Annotated in this window: 14 protein-coding genes; 12 read left to right on the forward strand and 2 right to left on the reverse strand. The window is 67.4% G+C overall.

The features are described from left to right. The first annotated feature begins 4 nt into the window (after nucleotides 1-4). The 8 genes from FN976_RS05585 to FN976_RS05620 all read left to right on the forward strand — a co-directional run bounded on the left by FN976_RS05585 (nucleotide 5) and on the right by FN976_RS05620 (nucleotide 12,108). Entirely contained in the window at nucleotides 5-1,861 is a 1,857-nt protein-coding gene (locus FN976_RS05585; protein ID WP_145891841.1) for an AMP-dependent synthetase/ligase, read from the forward strand. 142 nt (nucleotides 1,862-2,003) lie between these two features. Next, nucleotides 2,004-3,164: an ABC transporter substrate-binding protein gene (locus FN976_RS05590; RefSeq protein ID WP_145891843.1), complete on the forward strand. Its 1,161-nt coding sequence runs from the start codon at nucleotides 2,004-2,006 to the stop codon at nucleotides 3,162-3,164. A 168-nt stretch (nucleotides 3,165-3,332) separates the two neighbouring features. Next, nucleotides 3,333-4,568: an ABC transporter substrate-binding protein gene (locus FN976_RS05595; RefSeq protein ID WP_186510752.1), complete on the forward strand. Its 1,236-nt coding sequence runs from the start codon at nucleotides 3,333-3,335 to the stop codon at nucleotides 4,566-4,568. A 137-nt stretch (nucleotides 4,569-4,705) separates the two neighbouring features. Beyond that, complete coding sequence (locus FN976_RS05600) at nucleotides 4,706-5,875, forward strand: ABC transporter substrate-binding protein (protein WP_145891845.1); 1,170 nt, start codon at nucleotides 4,706-4,708, stop codon at nucleotides 5,873-5,875. A gap of 66 nt (nucleotides 5,876-5,941) precedes the next feature. Then, entirely contained in the window at nucleotides 5,942-7,048 is a 1,107-nt protein-coding gene (locus FN976_RS05605) for an AI-2E family transporter (protein WP_145891847.1), read from the forward strand. Nucleotides 7,049-7,094: 46 nt separating this feature from the next. Next, a complete protein-coding gene (locus FN976_RS05610) occupies nucleotides 7,095-8,828 on the forward strand; it encodes an NADH-ubiquinone oxidoreductase-F iron-sulfur binding region domain-containing protein (protein ID WP_145891849.1) in 1,734 nt (577 codons plus the stop codon). Between the two features lie 88 nt (nucleotides 8,829-8,916). Further along, nucleotides 8,917-11,715 (forward strand): formate dehydrogenase subunit alpha, encoded by a 2,799-nt coding sequence (gene fdhF / locus FN976_RS05615; RefSeq protein ID WP_186510753.1) that lies wholly within the window; start codon nucleotides 8,917-8,919, stop codon nucleotides 11,713-11,715. Between the two features lie 129 nt (nucleotides 11,716-11,844). Beyond that, nucleotides 11,845-12,108: a hypothetical protein gene (locus FN976_RS05620; protein ID WP_145891851.1), complete on the forward strand. Its 264-nt coding sequence runs from the start codon at nucleotides 11,845-11,847 to the stop codon at nucleotides 12,106-12,108. 14 nt (nucleotides 12,109-12,122) lie between these two features. On the opposite strand, the gene FN976_RS05625 is transcribed toward FN976_RS05620, so the two are convergent. Together FN976_RS05625 and FN976_RS05630 are read right to left on the reverse strand one after the other, a co-directional pair. Beyond that, entirely contained in the window at nucleotides 12,123-13,916 is a 1,794-nt protein-coding gene (locus FN976_RS05625) for an ATP-binding response regulator (protein WP_255440152.1), read from the reverse strand. Beyond that, complete coding sequence (locus FN976_RS05630; protein ID WP_145891852.1) at nucleotides 13,913-14,530, reverse strand: response regulator transcription factor; 618 nt, start codon at nucleotides 14,528-14,530, stop codon at nucleotides 13,913-13,915. Before FN976_RS05630 ends, FN976_RS05625 begins: the two co-directional genes overlap by 4 nt. Nucleotides 14,531-14,626: 96 nt before the next feature. Between FN976_RS05630 and FN976_RS05635 the strand changes: the two genes are divergently transcribed. The 4 genes from FN976_RS05635 to FN976_RS05650 are packed head-to-tail and all read left to right on the forward strand — an operon-like array spanning nucleotide 14,627 to nucleotide 18,404. Further along, nucleotides 14,627-15,172, forward strand: a complete 546-nt coding sequence (locus FN976_RS05635) for a DUF3305 domain-containing protein (RefSeq protein WP_145891854.1) — start codon at nucleotides 14,627-14,629, stop codon at nucleotides 15,170-15,172. Next, complete coding sequence (locus FN976_RS05640; RefSeq protein WP_145891856.1) at nucleotides 15,165-15,776, forward strand: DUF3306 domain-containing protein; 612 nt, start codon at nucleotides 15,165-15,167, stop codon at nucleotides 15,774-15,776. Before FN976_RS05635 ends, FN976_RS05640 begins: the two co-directional genes overlap by 8 nt. Then, nucleotides 15,703-17,790, forward strand: a complete 2,088-nt coding sequence (locus FN976_RS05645; RefSeq protein ID WP_255440153.1) for a 4Fe-4S binding protein — start codon at nucleotides 15,703-15,705, stop codon at nucleotides 17,788-17,790. The genes FN976_RS05640 and FN976_RS05645 overlap by 74 nt, the downstream gene beginning before the upstream one ends. Continuing rightward, a complete protein-coding gene (locus tag FN976_RS05650; RefSeq protein WP_145891861.1) occupies nucleotides 17,787-18,404 on the forward strand; it encodes a TorD/DmsD family molecular chaperone in 618 nt (205 codons plus the stop codon). Before FN976_RS05645 ends, FN976_RS05650 begins: the two co-directional genes overlap by 4 nt. Nucleotides 18,405-18,467: the final 63 nt, after the last annotated feature.

The following is an 18,467-nucleotide window of genomic DNA, read 5'->3' on the forward strand; positions in this document are numbered from 1 at the left end:
TGTCATGTCGAATCTCTGGGACCTCTCCCACATCCAACCCGAACCCAAGGTCGTCCTCGAAGGCGAGACCATCCCCGCGATGTTCTGGAACGGCGTGGCGCAGCGCAAGGACGACGTCTGGATGCGCCAGAAGAAGCTGGGCATCTGGCGCACCTGGACGTGGAGTCAGACCGGCGAGGCGGTGCGCGAAGTCGCGGGCGGCCTGATCAGCCTGGGCTTCGCGCCGGGCGAGACCTGCTCCATCCTGTCCAACACGGTCATCGAATGGGTGCTGGCCGACCTGGCCGTGCTCTCGTGCGGCGGCGTCGCCAACGGCATCTACCCGACGGACGCGGCGAGCCAGGTGCAGTATCTGTGCGAAGACTCGGGCACGACCTTGCTGTTCGTGGAAGACGACGAGCAACTGGACAAGGCGCTGGAAGTGCGCGACCAGCTGCCCAAGCTGAAGAAGATCATCGTGTTCGACATGGACGGGCTGCGCGAACTCAACGATCCCGGCGTCATCAGCCTGGCCCAGCTGCGCCAGTTGGGGCGCGAGCACAACACGCGCCAGCCCGACGAGATCATGCATCGCGTCAAACAGGTGAAGCCGCAAGACCTGGCGATCCTGGTCTACACCTCGGGCACGACCGGCAAGCCCAAGGGTGCCATGCACTCGCACAAGGGCCTGGTCTACACCGTGCGCGGCTACAACACGCTGGTGGCGCAGGATTCGCGGGATGAACGCATGGCGTTCCTGCCGCTTTGCCATATCGCCGAGCGCATGGGCGGCGAGTACTTCGCCCTCTACACGGGCTCCAAGCTGAACTTCGTCGAGAACCCGGAAACGGTGCCGGAGAACGTGCGCGAGATCTCGCCCACCGTCTTCACCGCCGTGCCGCGCGTCTGGGAGAAGTTCTATTCCGGCGTGATGATCGGCCTGAAGGAAGCGAGCCCGCTGCAGCAGGCCGCCTATGCCTGGTCCATCAAGGTCGGCACGGAGATCGCCGAGAAGGTGCTGGCCGGCCAACCGGTCGACGGCGCACTCAAGTTCAAGTTCGGCATCGCCCGCAAGCTGGCACTGGACAACGTGCGCAAGATGATCGGCATCGACCGCGCGCGTTTCCTCGTCACGGGTGCGGCGCCCATCTCGCCCGAGCTGGTGAAGTGGTACCTGGCGCTGGGCGTGCCCATGCTCGAGGTGTGGGGCATGACGGAAACGTGCGGCGCCTCCACCGGCATTCCGCCGAACCGCATCAAACCCGGCTCCATCGGGCCGGCGGCCGACTACAACGAGGTCAAGCTCGACCCGGCCACCGGCGAGATCCTGGTGCGCGGCCCCAACGTCTTCATGGGCTACCTGAACCAGCCGGAGAAGACCGCCGAGACCATCGACGCCGATGGTTGGCTGCACACCGGCGACGTCGGCACGGTCGACGCCGACGGTTTCTTCCACATCACCGACCGGATGAAGGACATCATCATCACGGCCGGCGGCAAGAACGTGACGCCCAGCGAGTTCGAGAATGAACTCAAGTTCTCGCCCTACATCACGGACGCCGTCGTCATCGGGGACAAGAAGCCTTACCTCACCGTCATCATCATGATCGACCAGGAGAACGTCGAGAAGTACGCGCAGGACAACGACGTGCCCTTCTCCAATTACGCCAGCCTCACCAAGGCGCCGGAGGTCCAGGCGCTGATCCAGGCCGAGATCGACCGTGTGAACAAGAAGTTCGCGCGCGTGGAGCAGGTGAAGAAGTTCTTCCTCCTCGACACGCAGCTGTCGGCGGAAGACGAGGAACTCACGCCGACGATGAAGCTCAAGCGCAAGCTGGTGCAGACGAAGTACGCGCCGCAAATCGACGCCATGTACCGCTGAGCGTTGTAGGAAAGCTCTGGATTCCCGCCTTCGCGGGAATGACGAGCCTCCTCCCCCGCCATTCCCGCGAAGGCGGGAATCCAGGGCGCCCTTTGCATTCCCCTCTCCAAAATCTTTTTCCAACCTGAAGGAGTTCCTTTTCATGAAGTTGCAGTTCCCCCTGGCCATCGCCGTCCTGGCCCTGGGTGCCTTGCCCGCGCACGCGCAGCAGCAAGGCGTCACCAAGAACGAGATCCTGATCGGCACGATCCAGGACATGTCCGGTCCCCTCGCGGGCTACGGCAAGCAGGCCCGCAACGGCATGCAGCTGCGCATCGACGAGCTCAACGAGCAGGGCAGCATCCACGGCCGCAAGCTCAAGCTCATCGCCGAGGATGACGGCTACGACCCGAAGAAGGCCGTGCTGGCGGCCCAGAAGCTGGTCAACCAGGACAAGATCTTCATCATGGCCGGCCACCTGGGCACGGCCCAGAACATGGCCTCGATGCCGGTGCAGTTCGAGAAGGGCGTGATCAACTACTTCCCGATCACGGCCGCACGCGAGATGTATGAGCCCTTCCACAAGCTCAAGTACTCGTTCGCCGCCACCTACTACGACCAGATCCGCCTGGCGCTGCCCAAGCTGGTGAAAGAGAAGAACGCCAAGAAGGTCTGCGCGATCTACCAGGACGACGACTTCGGGCTCGAAGTGCTGCGCGGTGCCGAGACCGGCTTGAAGTCCATCAGCATGGACTTCACCGAGAAGACCAGCTACAAGCGTGGCGCCACCGATTTCTCGTCGCAGGTCGCGAAGATGAAGGCCTCCGGCTGCGAACTGGTCGTGCTCGGCACCATCATCCGCGAGACGATCGGCACCGTGGGCGAATCGCGCAAAACCGGCTTCAACCCGGTCTTCCTCGGTTCGAGCGCGGTCTACACCGACCTGATCCACAAGCTGGGCGGCAAGGCCATGGACGGCATCTACGGCGCCATGACGGTGCAGCACCCCTACCTGGACGAAGCCTCGCAGCCGATCCGCTTCTGGGCCAACAAGTACAAGACCAAGTTCAACGAAGACCCGACGGTGTTCTCGGTCTATGGCTACAGCATCATCGACCAGTTCATCAAGGCGGCGCAGAAGGCCGGCCCCAACCTCACCACGGATTCGTTCGTGAAGGCCATGGACACGATGGTGTACGAGCCCGACATGTTCGGCTCCGCCGGCAGCAGCTACACGGCGACCAAGCGCCTGGGCAGCGACCAGACGCGCCTGTCGCAGATCCAGAACGGCAAGTGGACGGTCGTTTCGGATTACCTCAAGTAGTTCTGCATCCCGGAACACGGGTCGCGTACGCGACAGAAAGCCGCCTGCGGGCGGCTTCTTTACTGGGCGCTTGTCACCTATGCGAAAGGGTTAGCGTCAGGTAACAGAAAGAATCTCCTGGCCCGCACTGCGGGACATCCAAACCCCGAGATTCCAGGAGACGACGTCATGAACATCCAATTCGCCGTGCTGGCAGCGCTTGCCTTCGCTGCCGGTCCGGCCCTCGCGCAGGCCACCCCCGGCGTCAGCAAGAACGAGATCGTGCTCGGCACGATCCAGGACCTGTCGGGCCCGCTCGCCGCCTACGGCAAGCAGATCCGGCTGGGCATGCAGATGGCCGTGGAAGAGGCCAACGAGTTGAGCGGTGTGCACGGCCGCAAGATCAAGCTGCTGATCGAGGATTCCGCGTACGACCCGAAGAAGGCCGTGCTCGCCGCGCAAAAGCTGGTCACGCAGGACTCCGGCATCTTCGCGATGGTCGGCCACCTCGGCACGGCGCAGAACATGGCGGCCATGCCGGTGCAGTTCGAGAAGAACGTCATCAACTTCTTCCCGATCACGTCCGCCCGCGAGATGTATGAGCCCTACCACCGGCTCAAGTACTCCAACGCCGCGACCTACTTCGACCAGATGCGCATCGCCGCGCCGCGGCTGATGAAGGACAAGAACCTGAAGCGCGCCTGCGTGATCTACCAGGACGACGACTTCGGGCTCGAGGTGATGCGCGGTGCGGAAGCCGGCCTGAAAAGCATCGGCCTGGATTTCGTGGAGAAGACGAGCTACAAGCGCGGCGCCACCGACTTCTCTTCGCAGGTCGCGCGCATGAAGTCAGGCAACTGCGAGATGGTCGTGCTGGGCACCATCATCCGCGAGACGGTGGGCACCATCGCCGAGTCGCGCAAGACCGGCTTCACACCCGCCGCCTTCGTCGGCTCCAGCGCCGTCTACACCGACCTCATCCCCAAGCTCGGGGGCAAGGCCATGGACAACCTCTACGCGACCATGACCGCGCAGCATCCGTACCTGGATGCCGCCGAGCAGCCGGTGCGCTTCTGGGCCAACAAGTACCGCACCAAGTTCAACGAGGACCCGACTGTCTTCTCCGTGTACGGCTATGCCACGGTCGAAGCTTTCATCAAGGCCGCGCACAAGACCGGACCGAACCTGACGACGGACAACTTCGTCCGCACGATGGACAGCATGACCTTCAACCGCACGATGTTCGGCGGCGCGGAGCAGACTTTCAGCTCGACCAAGCGCCTCGGCAACCGCTATTCGCGGCTGTCGCAGCTGCAGGACGGCCGCTGGAAGGTGGTCTCCGACTATGTCGCCTTCGCCGGCCTGAAGCCGGTGCAGAAGAAGGACGGCAAGTGGGCCGTCGAGTCGGAATTCTTCCAGGATTGAGCGCACGCACCGCCGCCAAGGCCGCCCTCGGGCGGCCTTTTTCATGGTCTTTCCGTAATGGATTACGACAGTTGACACCCCCTGCGGCGGGAGAAGAATGCAAACGTTTCACTGGCACTTATTCAAAGGAGCTCAAGATGAAGTTGCATTCCGCCGCCGCGCTGGCGGTGCTTGCCCTGGCCTGCGGCCTGGCCACCGCCCAGAACGCCAACCAGGGCGTCAGCAAGACCGAACTCACGCTGGGTTCCATCCAGGACCTGTCCGGCCCCATCGCCGGCTTCGGCAAGCAGGTCCGCCTGGGCATGCTGCTGCGCGTCGACGAGATCAACGAGCAGGGCGGCATCCATGGCCGCAAGATCAAGCTGATCGTCGAGGACTCCGCCTACGACCCCAAGAAGGCCGTGCTGGCCGCGCAGAAGCTGGTGAACCAGGACAAGATCTTCGCCATGGTCGGCCACATCGGCACGGCGCAGAACATGGCGGCCATGCCGGTGCAGTTCGAGAAGAACGTCATCAACTGGTTTCCCGTGACGGCCGCGCGCGAAATGTACGAGCCCTTCCACCGGCTCAAGTACTCCTTCGCTGCCACTTACTACGAGCAGATGCGGTCCGTGGTGCCCAGGCTGGCCAAGGAAAAGGGCGCCAAGAAGGTCTGCACCATGTACCAGGACGACGAGTTCGGGTTGGAGGTGATGCGCGGTGCCGAGGCCGGCCTGAAGGCCGCCGGCATGGACCTGGCCGAGAAGACCACCTACAAGCGCGGCGCCACCGACTTTTCTTCCCAGATCGCCAAGCTCAAGTCGTCGGGCTGCGACATGGTGGTGCTCGGCACCATCATCCGCGAGACCATCGGCGCGATCGGCGAGGCCCGGAAGACCGCCTACAACCCCACCTTCATCGGCTCCAGCGCCGCCTACACCGACCTGATCCACAAGCTGGGCGGCAAGGCGATGGACGGGCTGTATGCCACCCACACCTCGCAGCACCCCTACCTGGACGAGGCCGACCAGAACATCCGTTTCTGGGCCAACAAGTACAAGACCAAGTTCAACGAAGACCCGACGGTGTTCTCGGTCTACGGCTACACGCTGGTGGACCAGTTCGCCAAGGCGGCGGGCAAGGCGGGGCCCAACCTCACCACCGACGCCTTCATCAAGGCCATGGACAACATGACCTTCCCGGCCGACATGTTCGGCAGCCCGGAAGCGAAGTTCACCGCCACCAAACGCCTGGGCAACGAGCTCTCACGCATGTCGCAGATCACCGACGGCAAATGGAAGGTGGTTTCGGACTACGTCAAGCCTTAGGCGCTTGACGACGTCCCAGGCCAAAGGCCGCCCGAGGGCGGCCTTTTGTTTGATACGCTCGCGCGCATGACGCCGAATCCCCTGAAGGACCCCGAGCTGGAGTTCAAGTCGCTGCTGGCCCTGGTGGCGCTCGCGACGCTCCTGTTCGCGCTGATCATCTGGCCCTTCTTCGGCGCGGTGTGCTGGGCGGTGTTCATCGCGATCGTCTTCTGGCCGCTGCACCAGCGCTTCCTGCATGGCAGCCGCGGCCGGCGCAACACCGCGTCCTTCGCATCGTTGCTCGTCGTGGTGATCATCGTGATCCTGCCCATGAGCCTGCTCGCCACGACCATCGTCGAGGAGGCCTCGCTCATGGTGCAGAAGATGCGGTCCGGCGAGATCAACGTGGCCATCTATTTCCAGAAGGCCCTGGAAGCCCTGCCCGAATGGCTGCGCGGCATCCTGCAGCGCTTCGGTGTCGGGGAACTCGCTTCCATCCAGCAGAAGCTGCTGGCCAGCGCCGGCGAAAGCAGCCAGGCCATCACCACCCGCGTGTTCAGCATCGGGCAGAACACGCTGGACTTCACGGTGAGTTTCTTCGTGATGCTCTACGTGCTGTTCTTCATGTTCCGCGACGGCGACAAGCTCGCCGGCGCCATCGAACGCACCATCCCGCTGCGCCGCGAGCACACCCAGCGCCTGCTGCACCAGTTCGCCACCGTGGTCCGCGCCACCGTCAAGGGCAACATCGTCGTCGCACTGATCCAGGGAGCGCTGGGCTCCGTGGCCTTCGCCGTGCTCGGGGTTTCGGGGGCGGTGCTGTGGGGCGCCGTGATGGCGCTGCTCTCGCTGCTGCCGGCCGTGGGCGCCATCCTGGTCTGGGGCCCGGTCGCGCTGTACTTCTTCTTCACGGGCGAGTTGATCAAGGGCGTCGGCCTCACCATCTGGGGCGCCGTGGTCATCGGCCTGGTCGACAATTTCCTGCGTCCCATCCTGGTGGGCAAGGACACCCGCATGCCGGACTACCTGATCCTGGTGGCCACGCTGGGTGGCCTGGTGGTGTTCGGCCTGAACGGCTTCGTCATCGGCCCGGTGATCGCGGCAGTGTTCCTCGTGAGCTGGGACATGCTGGCCAGCGCGCGCCAGCAGACGGTGGCGCCGGAGGGCGGTTCGCCGGCTCCGGGCGACGGCTGACGCGCCGAGTGCCCGCCGGGGCGCCGTTATGGGATGATTTGGTGCAATGAGCTCATCCGCGCCCGTGATCGCCCTCGGCACCCCCGATTCCCTCCGGGCGTCGTTCAAGCGCGCGTCCCAGCCCAAGGGCCGGCAGGCGGAGGACGCGGCCCGCGCCGAAGTGCGCGCGCTCCTCGGGTCTCCGGCCGCCGGCCACCCGGCCGCGCTCCTGATCCAGCATCTGCACAGCCTCAACGACCATTGGGGCGGCCTGCACACCGCCCACCTGGCCGCGCTGGCCGCGGAGATGAACCTGCCGATGGCGCAGGTCTACGAGGTCGCCAGCTTCTATCACCACTTCGACGTGGTTTATGAGGGGGAACAACCCGCGGCCCTGACGGTGCGCGTGTGCGAGGGCCTGTCCTGCGAGATGGCCGGCGCGCGTGCGTTGCTCGCGCAGTTGCCGGCGCTGCTCGGGCCGGACGTGCGCGTGATCGCGGCGCCCTGCATCGGCCGTTGCGAGCAGGCGCCCGCTGCGCTGGTTGGCCAGGTTGCCGTGCCGCATGCCAGCCCGGAGGCCGTGCTGAACACGCTGGTGGCGGAAGGCCAGCAGCCCGCGGGGCGCATTGGCGCCGCCCGTGGCGAATGCGAGATCATCGATTACGACGCCTATCGTGCCGGCGGCGGCTATTCGCTGGCGGCGGCCGTCGTCCATGGCGAAGAGGATGCCGAAGAGATCCTGCGCACCATGGAGGCCTCCGGCCTGCGCGGGCTGGGCGGCGCGGGCTTTCCGGCCGGGCGCAAGTGGCGCATCGTGCGCGAGCAGCCGGCGCCCCGCTACATGGCCGTGAACATCGACGAGGGCGAGCCGGGCACCTTCAAGGACCGGCACTACCTCGAAAGCGACCCGCACCGGTTCCTGGAGGGCATGCTGGTCGCCGCGCAGGTGGCAGGCACCGAGGCGATCTACCTCTACCTGCGCGACGAATACCACGACTGCCGCGTGATGCTGGAGAGGGAACTCGCGAAGCTGCAGGCCAACCCGCCGTGCCCGTTGCCGCGCATCGAGTTGCGCAGGGGCGCCGGCGCCTACATCTGCGGCGAAGAGTCCGCGATGATCGAGAGCATCGAAGGCAAGCGGGGTGAGCCGCGCATGCGGCCGCCCTACATCGCGCAGACGGGGCTGTTCGGCCGCCCGACCCTGGAACACAACCTCGAAACGCTGCACTGGGTGCGCGACATCGTCGAGCGCGGCCCGGACTGGTTCGGCTCGCATGGCCGCCGCGGCCGCAAGGGCCTCCGTTCGTTCAGCGTCAGCGGGCGCGTCGCCCGACCGGGCGTCAAGCTGGCGCCGGCCGGCATCAGCGTGCGCGAGCTGATCGACGAGTATTGCGGCGGGATGATCGACGGCCACGAGCTCTACGCCTACCTGCCGGGGGGCGCTTCGGGCGGCATCCTGCCAGAGTCGCTGGCCGACCTGCCGCTGGACTTCGACACCTTGCAGCCCCACGGCTGTTTCATCGGGTCGGCCGCCGTCATCGTGCTCAGCCAGCACGACCGCGCCCGCGACGCGGCACTGAACATGATGCGTTTCTTCGCTCACGAGAGCTGCGGCCAGTGCACGCCGTGTCGCGCCGGCACCGCCAAGGCCGCCTTGCTGATGGAAGCGCCCCGGTGGGACCACGAGACGCTCGAGGACATCAACCAGGTGATGGCCGACGCCTCCATCTGCGGCCTGGGCCAGGCGGCGCCCAACCCGGTGCGCTGCGTGCAGCAGTACTTTCCGCATGAAGTCGCGTGATCTTGATCGCGGTCAAGATCGGGGAAAATTCTTGCGTCGATGAAGAGAAGGCCGAGGTGCCAGCCCCGGCCTGACCGGACAATGTCTCATGAACGCCCGTGACATCCCCCTCGTCGAGTTTTCCCTGGATGGGCAGCCCATCCAGGCGCTGCAGGGCGAAACCATCCTGCAGGCGGCCGAGCGCGCGGGCGTCGAGATTCCCCGGCTTTGCTACAAGCCAGGCTACCGCCCCGACGGCAACTGCCGCGCCTGCGTCGTCGAGATCTCGGGTGAGCGCGTCCTCGCGCCGAGCTGCTGCCGCGCGGTGACACCCGGCATGGAAGTGAAGGCCACCAGCGACCGCGCCCGCAAGAGCCAGAAGATGGTGCTCGAACTGCTGCTGGCCGACATGCCGGACCGGGGCCACAAATGGCTGGGCGACGACCCCTGGCGGCCGCACGGCGAGCTGAGCGATTGGGCGCAGCGCATGGACGTCGCCCCGCGTGCCGCGCTCACCGCCTTGCGCCGCGACCAGCCCGCGCCCGACGCCTCGCATCCCGCGATGCTGGTCAACCTCGACGCCTGCATCCAGTGCACGCGCTGCGTGCGGGCCTGCCGCGAGGAGCAGGTGAACGACGTGATCGGCTACGCGCTGCGCGGGGCGGACAGCAAGATCGTCTTCGACCTCGACGACCCCATGGGCGCCAGCACCTGCGTGGCCTGCGGCGAATGCGTGCAGGCCTGTCCCACCGGCGCGCTGATGCCGAAGACCCTGGTCGGCTCGCAGAAGGTCGATCGCGAAGTCAAATCCGTCTGCCCGTTCTGCGGCGTCGGCTGCCAGGTCACCTACAAGGTGCGGGACAACAAGATCGTCGGCGTCGATGGACGCGACGGCCCGGCCAACCACGACCGCCTGTGCGTCAAGGGCCGATTCGGCTTCGACTACGCGCACCACCCGCATCGTCTCCGGCTTCCGCTGATCCGCAAGCCTGGTGTCCCCAAGGACCCCAACGTGCAACGGGACAGCGCCCGCTGGCAGGAGGTCTTCCGCGAAGCGACCTGGGACGAAGCCCTGGACCTGGCCGCCGGCCGGCTGAAGGACTTGCGCGACCGCCATGGCGCCAAGTCGCTGGCGGGCTTCGGTTCCGCCAAAGGCACGAACGAAGAGGCCTACCTGTTCCAGAAGCTGGTGCGCACCGGCTTCGGCAGCAACAACGTGGACCACTGCACGCGGCTTTGCCATGCGTCGAGCGTGGCCGCGCTGCTGGAAGGCGTGGGATCCGGCGCCGTCAGCAACCAGGTGAGCGACGTCGGCCTGGCCGAACTGGTGCTCGTGATCGGCTCCAACCCGACCTCGAACCACCCCGTGGCCGCCACCTGGATGAAGAACGCGGCCAAGGCCGGCACGAAGATCGTGCTGGCCGACCCGCGCATCACCGACATCGGCAAGCATGCCTGGCGCGTGCTGCAGTTCAAGCCCGACACGGATGTCGCGCTGCTGAACGCGATGATCCACACCATCATCGAAGAAGGCTTGGCCGACCGCGCCTTCCTGGAAGCGCGCGCCACCAACTTCGACGCCTTGCGGGCCGGCGTGCATGCGTTCGCGCCGGAGCAGATGGAAGCGGTCTGTGGCATTCCAGCCGCCAGGATCCGCGAAGTGGCGCGCGCCTTCGCCACCGCCAAGTCCGCCATGATCCTGTGGGGCATGGGCATCAGCCAGCACGTGCACGGCACCGACAACGCGCGCTGCCTGATCGCGCTGTGCAGCGTCGCCGGGCAGATTGGCAAGCCGGGCAGCGGGCTGCATCCGCTGCGCGGGCAAAACAACGTGCAGGGCGCCAGCGACGCCGGGCTCATCCCGATGATGCTGCCCAACTACCAGCGCGTGGACAACGCGCAGGCGCATTCCTGGTTCGAGAACTTCTGGGGCACTTCGCTCGATGCCAAGCCTGGCTACACGGTCGTCGAGATCATGCACAAGGCGCTGGCGCCGGACAGCGACCCGCACAAGGTGCGGGGCATGTACGTCATGGGCGAGAACCCCGCCATGAGCGACCCCGACCTGAACCATGCGCGCGATGCGCTGGCCGCACTCGAGCACCTGGTGGTGCAGGACATCTTCCTGACCGAAACGGCGTGGCTGGCGGATGTGGTCCTGCCGGCCACCGCCTGGCCGGAGAAGACGGGCACCGTCACCAACACCGACCGCATCGTTCAACTGGGCCGCAAGGCGATCGACCCGCCGGGCGAGGCCAAGCCGGACCTGTGGCTGATCCAGCAGCTGGCGGCCCGGTTCGGCTTGCCGTGGCACTACCCCGGCGAGGACGACGGCGTGGCCGCGGTCTACGAGGAAATGCGGCAGGCGATGCATGAAGCGATCGCCGGCATCACCTGGGACCGCCTGCAGCGCGAAGGCAGCGTCACCTACCCCTGCCTGGGCGAGGACGACCCGGGGCAGTCCATCGTCTTCACCACCAGTTTCCCCACCAGCGACGGCCGGGTGCACCTGGTGCCCGCCGGGCTGGTCCGCGGCGACGAACCGCCGGACGCGGAGTTCCCCCTGGTGCTGATCACGGGCCGCCTGCTGGAGCACTGGCACACCGGCAGCATGACGCGGCGCTCCAGGGTGCTGGACGCCATCGAGCCCACCGCCACGGCCACGCTCAATGGCCGCGAACTGCGCCGCCTCGGCCTGGCCGCCGGCCAGCGCGTGCAACTGCAATCGCGCCGCGGCGAGTTGCTGTGCGAAGTGCGGCGCGACGACGGCACGCCGGATGGCAGCGTGTTCATGCCCTTCGCGTTCGTCGAGGCGGCGGCGAACCTGCTCACCAACGCGGCGCTCGACCCCTTCGGCAAGATCCCCGAGTTCAAGTACTGCGCCGTCCGTCTGGCCGCGCTCGCCTGAGGCGCCCGCGCCTCCGCGTTTTCGTGATGGTTGCCGCACCCTCGTTGCCCGGCGGTCCAAATGGACTATAGGTCGCGGGCCGCGGCCGTCCTAGCATCGGCTCTCCATCAACCCCCAGGAGCAGCCTTCATGAAGATCGTCCAAGCCCTCGCCCTCGCCGCTTTCGCGTTCGCCGCCGCCGCACCCGCCGTCGCCGGGCCGGACGACGAGAAGTGGATCAAGCAGTGCCAGCACGACAACCGCAACGAAGGCGCCAAGCCCGAAGTCGTCACCAAGTACTGCACCTGCATGAACGACAAGATGGACAACAACGAGACCCGTTCCATCACGCAGTGGGAAAAGGCGAACCCGAACGCCGCCAAGGCGTGCAGCGCGCAGGCCGGCTGGAAGTAAAGCGATGGTCCGGCCTACTCGTCGCCGTGTAGTACCCGGGCCAGCGCGTTGTACAGGTCGGTGGGCGCCACCGGCTTGTGCAGCAGCGGAACGCCACTGGCGGCGGCTTCGCGTAGCCGGTCGGGCGCCGTGTCGCCTGTGATCAGCAGCGCGGGGATCGCCCGCCCCGCGCCGGCCTGCACTTCCGCGCGCACCGCGGCGATCGCGTCGGCTCCGGTGCGCGGCCCGCGCAGCCGGTAGTCGCTCACCACCACATCCGGGCAGCGCCCGCGGACCAGCGCCAGGGCTTCATCGATGCCTTCGGCGGCGTCGCATTCACACCCCCATTCCCGCAGCAGGCGCCGCATGCCGTCGCGCACCGATTCGTCATCGTCGATGAACAGCACCCGCACACCCGGCAAGCCCGCGGTGTCGGAAGACGGCGCCGCCGGCTGCACGGGTGGCACGGTGACGGTCGCCGCGACCGGCACCCGCAAGCGGAAGACGCTGCCACGCCCCGGCTGCGACTGCAGGCCCAGTGGGTGCCCCAGCGCCTGCGCCATCCCCTGCGCGATCGCCAACCCCAGGCCAAGGCCCTTGTGGCGTTCGCGCGCCGCGTTGCCGAGCTGGTGGAACTCCCGGAACACGTCCTTCTGGTGCGATGGCGCGATGCCGATGCCGGTGTCCCACACCTCCAGCACGGCATCGCGGCCGCGCCGCCGGCAGCCGATCAGCACGCCGCCGCTCTCGGTGTAGCGGATGGCGTTGCTGACCAGGTTGCGCAGGATCTGTTCGACCAGCGCGGGGTCGGAATCCAGCACCACCCCCGTCTCGCGGCAGCGGAAGACGATCCCCTTGGCATCCGCTTGCGGCGCCAGGTCGTTCTCGATCTTGTTCAGGACCGGCTGCAGCGCGAAGGCGCGCACCACCGGCTGCACCACGCCGGCCTCGATGCGCGAGAAGTCCAGCAGCGTGTCGAGCATCTCCGCCGAAGCCTGCGAAGCCGCGCTGGCGCTGGTCAGCACCTGGCGCTGCGTCTCCGTCAGCGCGGAGCGCGCCAGCACGCCGAGGAACAGGCCTTCCGCGTGGATCGGCTGCCGCAGGTCGTGACTGGCGGCGGCCAGGAATTTCGACTTGGCGAGATTGGCGTCCTCGGCCTTGCGGTGCGCGGCCCGCGCGTTCTCCGTCTCCACGTGCAGCCGCTCGATCAGCTCCCGGTTCTCGAAGCGCAGGCGGATCGCACCGTGGATGGCGCGGCCGGTGTTGCGCGCCTGCCCGAGCAGCATGCCGAAATACAGCACGGCGATGATGGCCAGGGCGTTGTAGGCCGGGTCGCCCAGCAGCCAGATCTTCGGCACGAAAGCAAGCAGCATGCAGCTGACGAAGATCAGGAACACCATCGGCACCGCGGCCAGCGAGGCCAGCGCGCTGCCGACCACACCGGCGATCGTGGCGATCACCAGCACCGCTTCGGCGATGGTTGCCCAGTCGAGCGTGATCCAGGGCAGCGTCCCCCAGATGGCGCCGTCCAGCGCGTTGAGAAAGGTGAGCCAGGCGGCCAGCCGGTAGACGTCCTCCACCGGCACGTCGCCGCGCAGGCGCCGCCGCGCGTCCCAGGCGCAGAAGAGCTTGAGCGTCATCTGGATGACGCACCAGGCCAGGAGGTATTGCCAGTTCTCGTCGTCCTGCAACACCACGAACAGCACGATCAGCAGCAGGAAGGTCGGGATGACGGTGACGCTGACGTTCGACAGCACCAGGCGCAGCTGTTCCGCCAGCGTCCGGGGTTCGGCCAGGCGGAACAGGCTGCCCGGCGGGGCGTCCGTCACGCGACCAGGCCCAGGCGGCGGGCGGCGAAGGCGGCCTGGGACCGGCTGGAGACCTGCAGGAAAGCCAAGGTGGCCTGGACGTGCCCACGCACGGTGTTCTCGGACAGGGCGAGCCGGCGGCCAATGGCCTTGTTGGACAGTCCCTGGCACATCAGGTCCAGCACTTCGCACTGGCGCGGCGTGAGCCGCTGGCGCTCGCCGCCGGGCGCCGCGGGGGGCACGGGCGGATTCGGCGTGGGCGCGTCACCACGCAGCAAGGGTACGACCAGCGCGAGGATCTGTTCGGCGGTGCCGGCCTTGGACATGAAGGCGGCGGCGCCGCGCTCCGTGGCTTGCCGCACGACCTCGGGCGTGGCCTCGGACGACAGCATCACCACCCGCGCCCGCGGCCATTTGCGGCGCAGCATGCCGACGCCCTCCAGGCCGCTGAGCCCCCCGAGGCGGATGTCGAGCAGCACCACCTCGGGCGCAGGGCCTTCGTGCCGCATGGCCTCCTCGAGCGAGGCGGCCTCGTCGATGCGCAGGCCCGGGATCCCCATGACCAGCACCATCCGCAGGCCCGAGCGGAACAGGGCATGGTCGTCGACCAGGAACACGCGGGGATCATCTGCCATGCCGCATTAGATCGCCGCGGGACGTCGTCCGCAACGGATCGGGCCCCATTCAGTCCGAATGGACTAGGTGCGCGCGAATGGGGCTAAAGTGCTGGCATGACCGCTCGCCCCAGCCTCCAAGTCGCCGTCGTCATGCGCCGCGTGCGCATCGACAACCGCTGGCAGCCCTGGCGCTGGGAGCTGGCGGAGGTGGTGATGCACGAGCCCGCCTTCGGCAGCGCGCCGCGCCTGCTGGGCAAGAGCGATGCGGAAGAGCGCTGGCTGCATCCGGGCTACACGGTCGAACTGTTCCGCGACGACGCCGAGGGGTACTACCTGAACGTGACGACCGAGGCGCCATGCTGGTTCGTGCTGTGGCGCATGGAGGAGGAGGCCGGCATCACCGACGAGCCGATCCCGCTGCCCACGGCCGTGAGCCTGAGCTACCACGACGCCGGCCGCTGGCTCGATGCGCAGGAAACGGTCGAACAGGTGCCGGCGCCGGCCGATGTCGTCGAGTGGGTGCGCGCCTTTGCCGAGGAGCACTACGTCCCGGAGCCCAAGCGGCGCAAGCGCCCGGAGAGCTTCAAGCCCCTGCAGGACCGCTTCGGCAATCCGGCATCGGTGAGCACGGAGAAGAAATTCGGGGGCGGCCATGGGTGACGGGTTTCTGGGCCGCTGGGCGAAGCGCAAGGAGGCGGTGCGGCAGGGGAAAGCGGTGGAGGCGGAGCCGGTTGTGCCGGTGGAAGTCGCCGTGCCGCTCGAGCCCCCACCGCAACCCTCCGGGGGAGGGAGTGAAGTCCAAAGTGCGCCCGAGGCACCCCCTCCCCCCACCCTGCAAGACACCGAATCCCTCACCCCCACCAGCGACTTCACCCGCTTCGTCGCGCGTGACGTCCCGCCGGATGTGAAAAATGCCGCGCTGAAGAAGCTTTTCGCCGATCCGCATTTCAACGTGATGGACCGGCTGGACACCTACATCGACGACTACAGCAAGCCGGATCCGCTGCCCGCCTCGTGGCTGCGCCAACTCGCCAGCGCGAAGTTCCTGAACTTCTTCGAAGAGGAGAAAAAGGAAGCCGAGGCCTCCGGGGGCAGGGAAGTCGCGGATGACCCCACGCCGCAATCCGTGGCACAGTCGGGCACGGCCGCGGCGCGCGATCCACAGGCAGTACCCCCGCCGGCCGATGACCATGCCGACCCTGATCTGCGATTGCAACAAGACCATGCCCCTGGACCCCCAGGCCCTGGGCAAGGCACTCGATGAAAACCTGACCCTGCATTCCACGCTGTGCCGGCGCGAAGCCGGGGCGTACCAGCAGGCGATCAAGACGGGCGAGGACGTCGTCGTCGCCTGCACCCAGGAAAAGCGGCTGTTCGCCGAATTGGGCCAGCAGACCGAAGGCGCGGTCTCCCCCATCCGCTTCGTCAACATCCGCGAGACCGGTGGCTGGAGCCGCGACGCGCGCAGCGCCATGCCGAAGCTGGCCGCGCTGCTGGCCGCGGCCAAGCTGCCGGAGCCCGAGCCCGTCGCCACCGTCACCTACAAGAGCACCGGCCGGCTGCTGCTGGTCGGCCCGCTGGAACTGGCGGAGCGATTCGCCGCCGGCCTGGCCGACACACTGGACGTGACCATCTTTTCGCGCGGCGGCAGCGGCGCGCAGGAGCGCCGCTATCCCGTCATGGGCGGCAGGATCGAAAGCCTGTCGGGCTGGCTGGGCGCCTTCCGGCTGAGCTGGTCGCAGGACAACCCGATCGACCTCGACCTCTGCACCCGCTGCAACGCCTGCGTGGCGGCTTGCCCCGAGCAGGCCATCGGCCTGGACTACCAGGTCGATGCGGCCGCGTGCAAGAGCCACCGCGACTGCGTCAAGGCTTGCGGCGTCGCCGGTGCCATCGACTTCACGCGCGAGCCGCAGGCGCACAGCGACGACTTCGACCTGGTGCTCGACCTGCGGCAGCTCCCGGCTTTCGCGCAGCATGCGCCACCGCAGGGCTACTTCCACCTGCCGCCCGCCGATGCGACGGGTGCCAAGGCGCTGGAAACGCTGCTGAAGCTGCGCGAGCTGGTCGGGGAGTTCGAGAAGCCGAAGTTCTTCGCTTACAAGCAGAAGCTGTGCGCGCACAGCCGCAACCAGGCGGTGGGCTGCAATGCCTGCATCGAGATCTGCTCGGCCGAGGCCATCAGCAGCGAGAAGGGCCGCAACCAGATCAAGGTGAATCCCAACCTGTGCGTGGGTTGCGGTGCCTGCACGACCGTGTGCCCCACCGGGGCGCTGACGTACACCTACCCGCGGGCGCCCGAGCAGGGCGCAAAGCTGAAGACGCTGCTGGCCACCTACGAACGGGCCGGTGGAACCCAGCCCGTGGTGCTGGTCCACAGCCAGGAACGCGGGCAGGTGCTGGTCGAGGAAGTCGGCCGGGCCGCGCGCGTGGGCAAGCTGCAAGGCGTGCCGGCCAACGTCATCCCCTTGCCGGTCTGGCACACGGCCAGCCTGGGCATCGATCTCTGGCTGGCTGCCGTCGCCCAGGGCGCGGCCCACGTGGCCGTGCTCGCGACATCGGAAGAAGCGCCGCAGTACCTCGAGGGCCTGCGCGCTCAGATGGCCGTGGCGCAAGCCATCCTCAACGGGCTGGGCTACGCGGGCAACCACCTCACCCTGGCGCAGGCGGGCGACGCCGCCGCCCTCGACCACGAAATGCAGGCCCTGGCCCGGCGCGCCGGCGCCGTTCCCGCGGTGCGCGGCCGCTTCGCCGTGGCCGCGGAGAAGCGAACGACGCTCGAACTGTCGCTCGACCACCTGATCGACCAGGCGCGCGGGCTGCCGGAAGCCATCGCCCTGCCCGCCGCTTCGCCTTTCGGCAACGTGCTGGTCGACAAGGAGAAGTGCACGTTGTGCCTGTCGTGCGTGAGCGCCTGTCCGGCCAGCGCGCTGGGTGACAACCCGCAGTTGCCGCAACTGCGCTTCACCGAGAAGAACTGCGTGCAGTGTGGCCTGTGCGTGACGACCTGCCCGGAGGATGCCATCACCCTGCAGCCGCGCCTCCTGCTCACGGCCGAGCGCAAGCAGCCGCGGGTCCTCAACGAGATGAAACCTTATGGTTGTGTGCGCTGCGGCAAGCCGTTCGGCACGCTCAAGGGTGTCGAGGCCATGCTGGGCAAGCTGGCCGGGCATTCCATGTTCCAGGGCGACGCCATCGAACGCCTGAAGATGTGCGGCGACTGCCGTGTCATCGACATCTACTCCGCGCAGAACGAATCGCGCATCACCGACCAATGAACGACCCGCTGCCCGATTCGTCCGCGCTGGACGAGGAAACCGCGCGCGCCGAGGTCTACGGCCTGCTGGCGCTCCTGTACTACGCACCACCGGCCCCCGAGCTGCTGGAGGGCCTGCGGGTGGCGGTGACCGACGCGCCGGCGCGCGGCGGCTTCCTGGAGGAGCCCTGGCGAGCGCTGGTCGCCGCCGCGCGCGAACTCGGCGACGCCGAGATCGCCCAGGAGTACGACGCACTGTTCGGCGGCGTCGGCAAGCCCGAGGTCTACCTGTTCGGCTCGCACTACCTGAGCGGGTACCTGAACGAGAAGCCGGTCGCCCGGCTGCGGGAAGACTTGGCCGGGCTCGGCCTCGAGCGCGGCGACGAGATGCCCGAGACCGAGGACCACATCGCCTTCCTCTGCGAGGTGATGCGCTTCCTGATCGCCGGTGACGACGTCGCGGTGTCCAACCTCACGCGCCAGCGCGAGTTCTTCACGACCCACCTGCAGCCCTGGGTCGAGCCCTTGTGCGACGCAACATTGGCGCATCCGCGCTCGCGGTTCTACGCGGCGCTCGCCGGCTTCACGCGGGCCTACATGCTGGTCGAGGCGCAAGGCTTCGACATGCTCGCCTGATACTCCCTTCGTACCCGGTCTCATTCTGAGACGGCAACCCGGCGCCGTCATGGCGTTTTCCCT

Source organism: Caenimonas sedimenti, from assembly GCF_007833165.1.
GTDB classification, from domain to species: domain Bacteria; phylum Pseudomonadota; class Gammaproteobacteria; order Burkholderiales; family Burkholderiaceae_C; genus Ramlibacter; species Ramlibacter sedimenti.

Bases quoted from the DNA above. Each gene is read 5' to 3' on its own strand.
- FN976_RS05585 (WP_145891841.1), top strand. From the start codon at position 5: ATGTCGAATCTCTGGGACCTCTCCCACATCCAACCCGAACCCAAGGTC.
- FN976_RS05640 (WP_145891856.1), top strand. From the start codon at position 15,165: ATGGGTGACGGGTTTCTGGGCCGCTGGGCGAAGCGCAAGGAGGCGGTG.
- FN976_RS05600 (WP_145891845.1), top strand. From the start codon at position 4,706: ATGAAGTTGCATTCCGCCGCCGCGCTGGCGGTGCTTGCCCTGGCCTGC.
- FN976_RS05620 (WP_145891851.1), top strand. From the start codon at position 11,845: ATGAAGATCGTCCAAGCCCTCGCCCTCGCCGCTTTCGCGTTCGCCGCC.
- FN976_RS05605 (WP_145891847.1), top strand. From the start codon at position 5,942: ATGACGCCGAATCCCCTGAAGGACCCCGAGCTGGAGTTCAAGTCGCTG.
- FN976_RS05645 (WP_255440153.1), top strand. From the start codon at position 15,703: ATGCCGACCCTGATCTGCGATTGCAACAAGACCATGCCCCTGGACCCC.
- FN976_RS05650 (WP_145891861.1), top strand. From the start codon at position 17,787: ATGAACGACCCGCTGCCCGATTCGTCCGCGCTGGACGAGGAAACCGCG.
- FN976_RS05630 (WP_145891852.1), bottom strand. From the start codon at position 14,530: ATGGCAGATGATCCCCGCGTGTTCCTGGTCGACGACCATGCCCTGTTC.
- FN976_RS05635 (WP_145891854.1), top strand. From the start codon at position 14,627: ATGACCGCTCGCCCCAGCCTCCAAGTCGCCGTCGTCATGCGCCGCGTG.
- fdhF (WP_186510753.1), top strand. From the start codon at position 8,917: ATGAACGCCCGTGACATCCCCCTCGTCGAGTTTTCCCTGGATGGGCAG.
- FN976_RS05590 (WP_145891843.1), top strand. From the start codon at position 2,004: ATGAAGTTGCAGTTCCCCCTGGCCATCGCCGTCCTGGCCCTGGGTGCC.
- FN976_RS05610 (WP_145891849.1), top strand. From the start codon at position 7,095: ATGAGCTCATCCGCGCCCGTGATCGCCCTCGGCACCCCCGATTCCCTC.
- FN976_RS05595 (WP_186510752.1), top strand. From the start codon at position 3,333: ATGAACATCCAATTCGCCGTGCTGGCAGCGCTTGCCTTCGCTGCCGGT.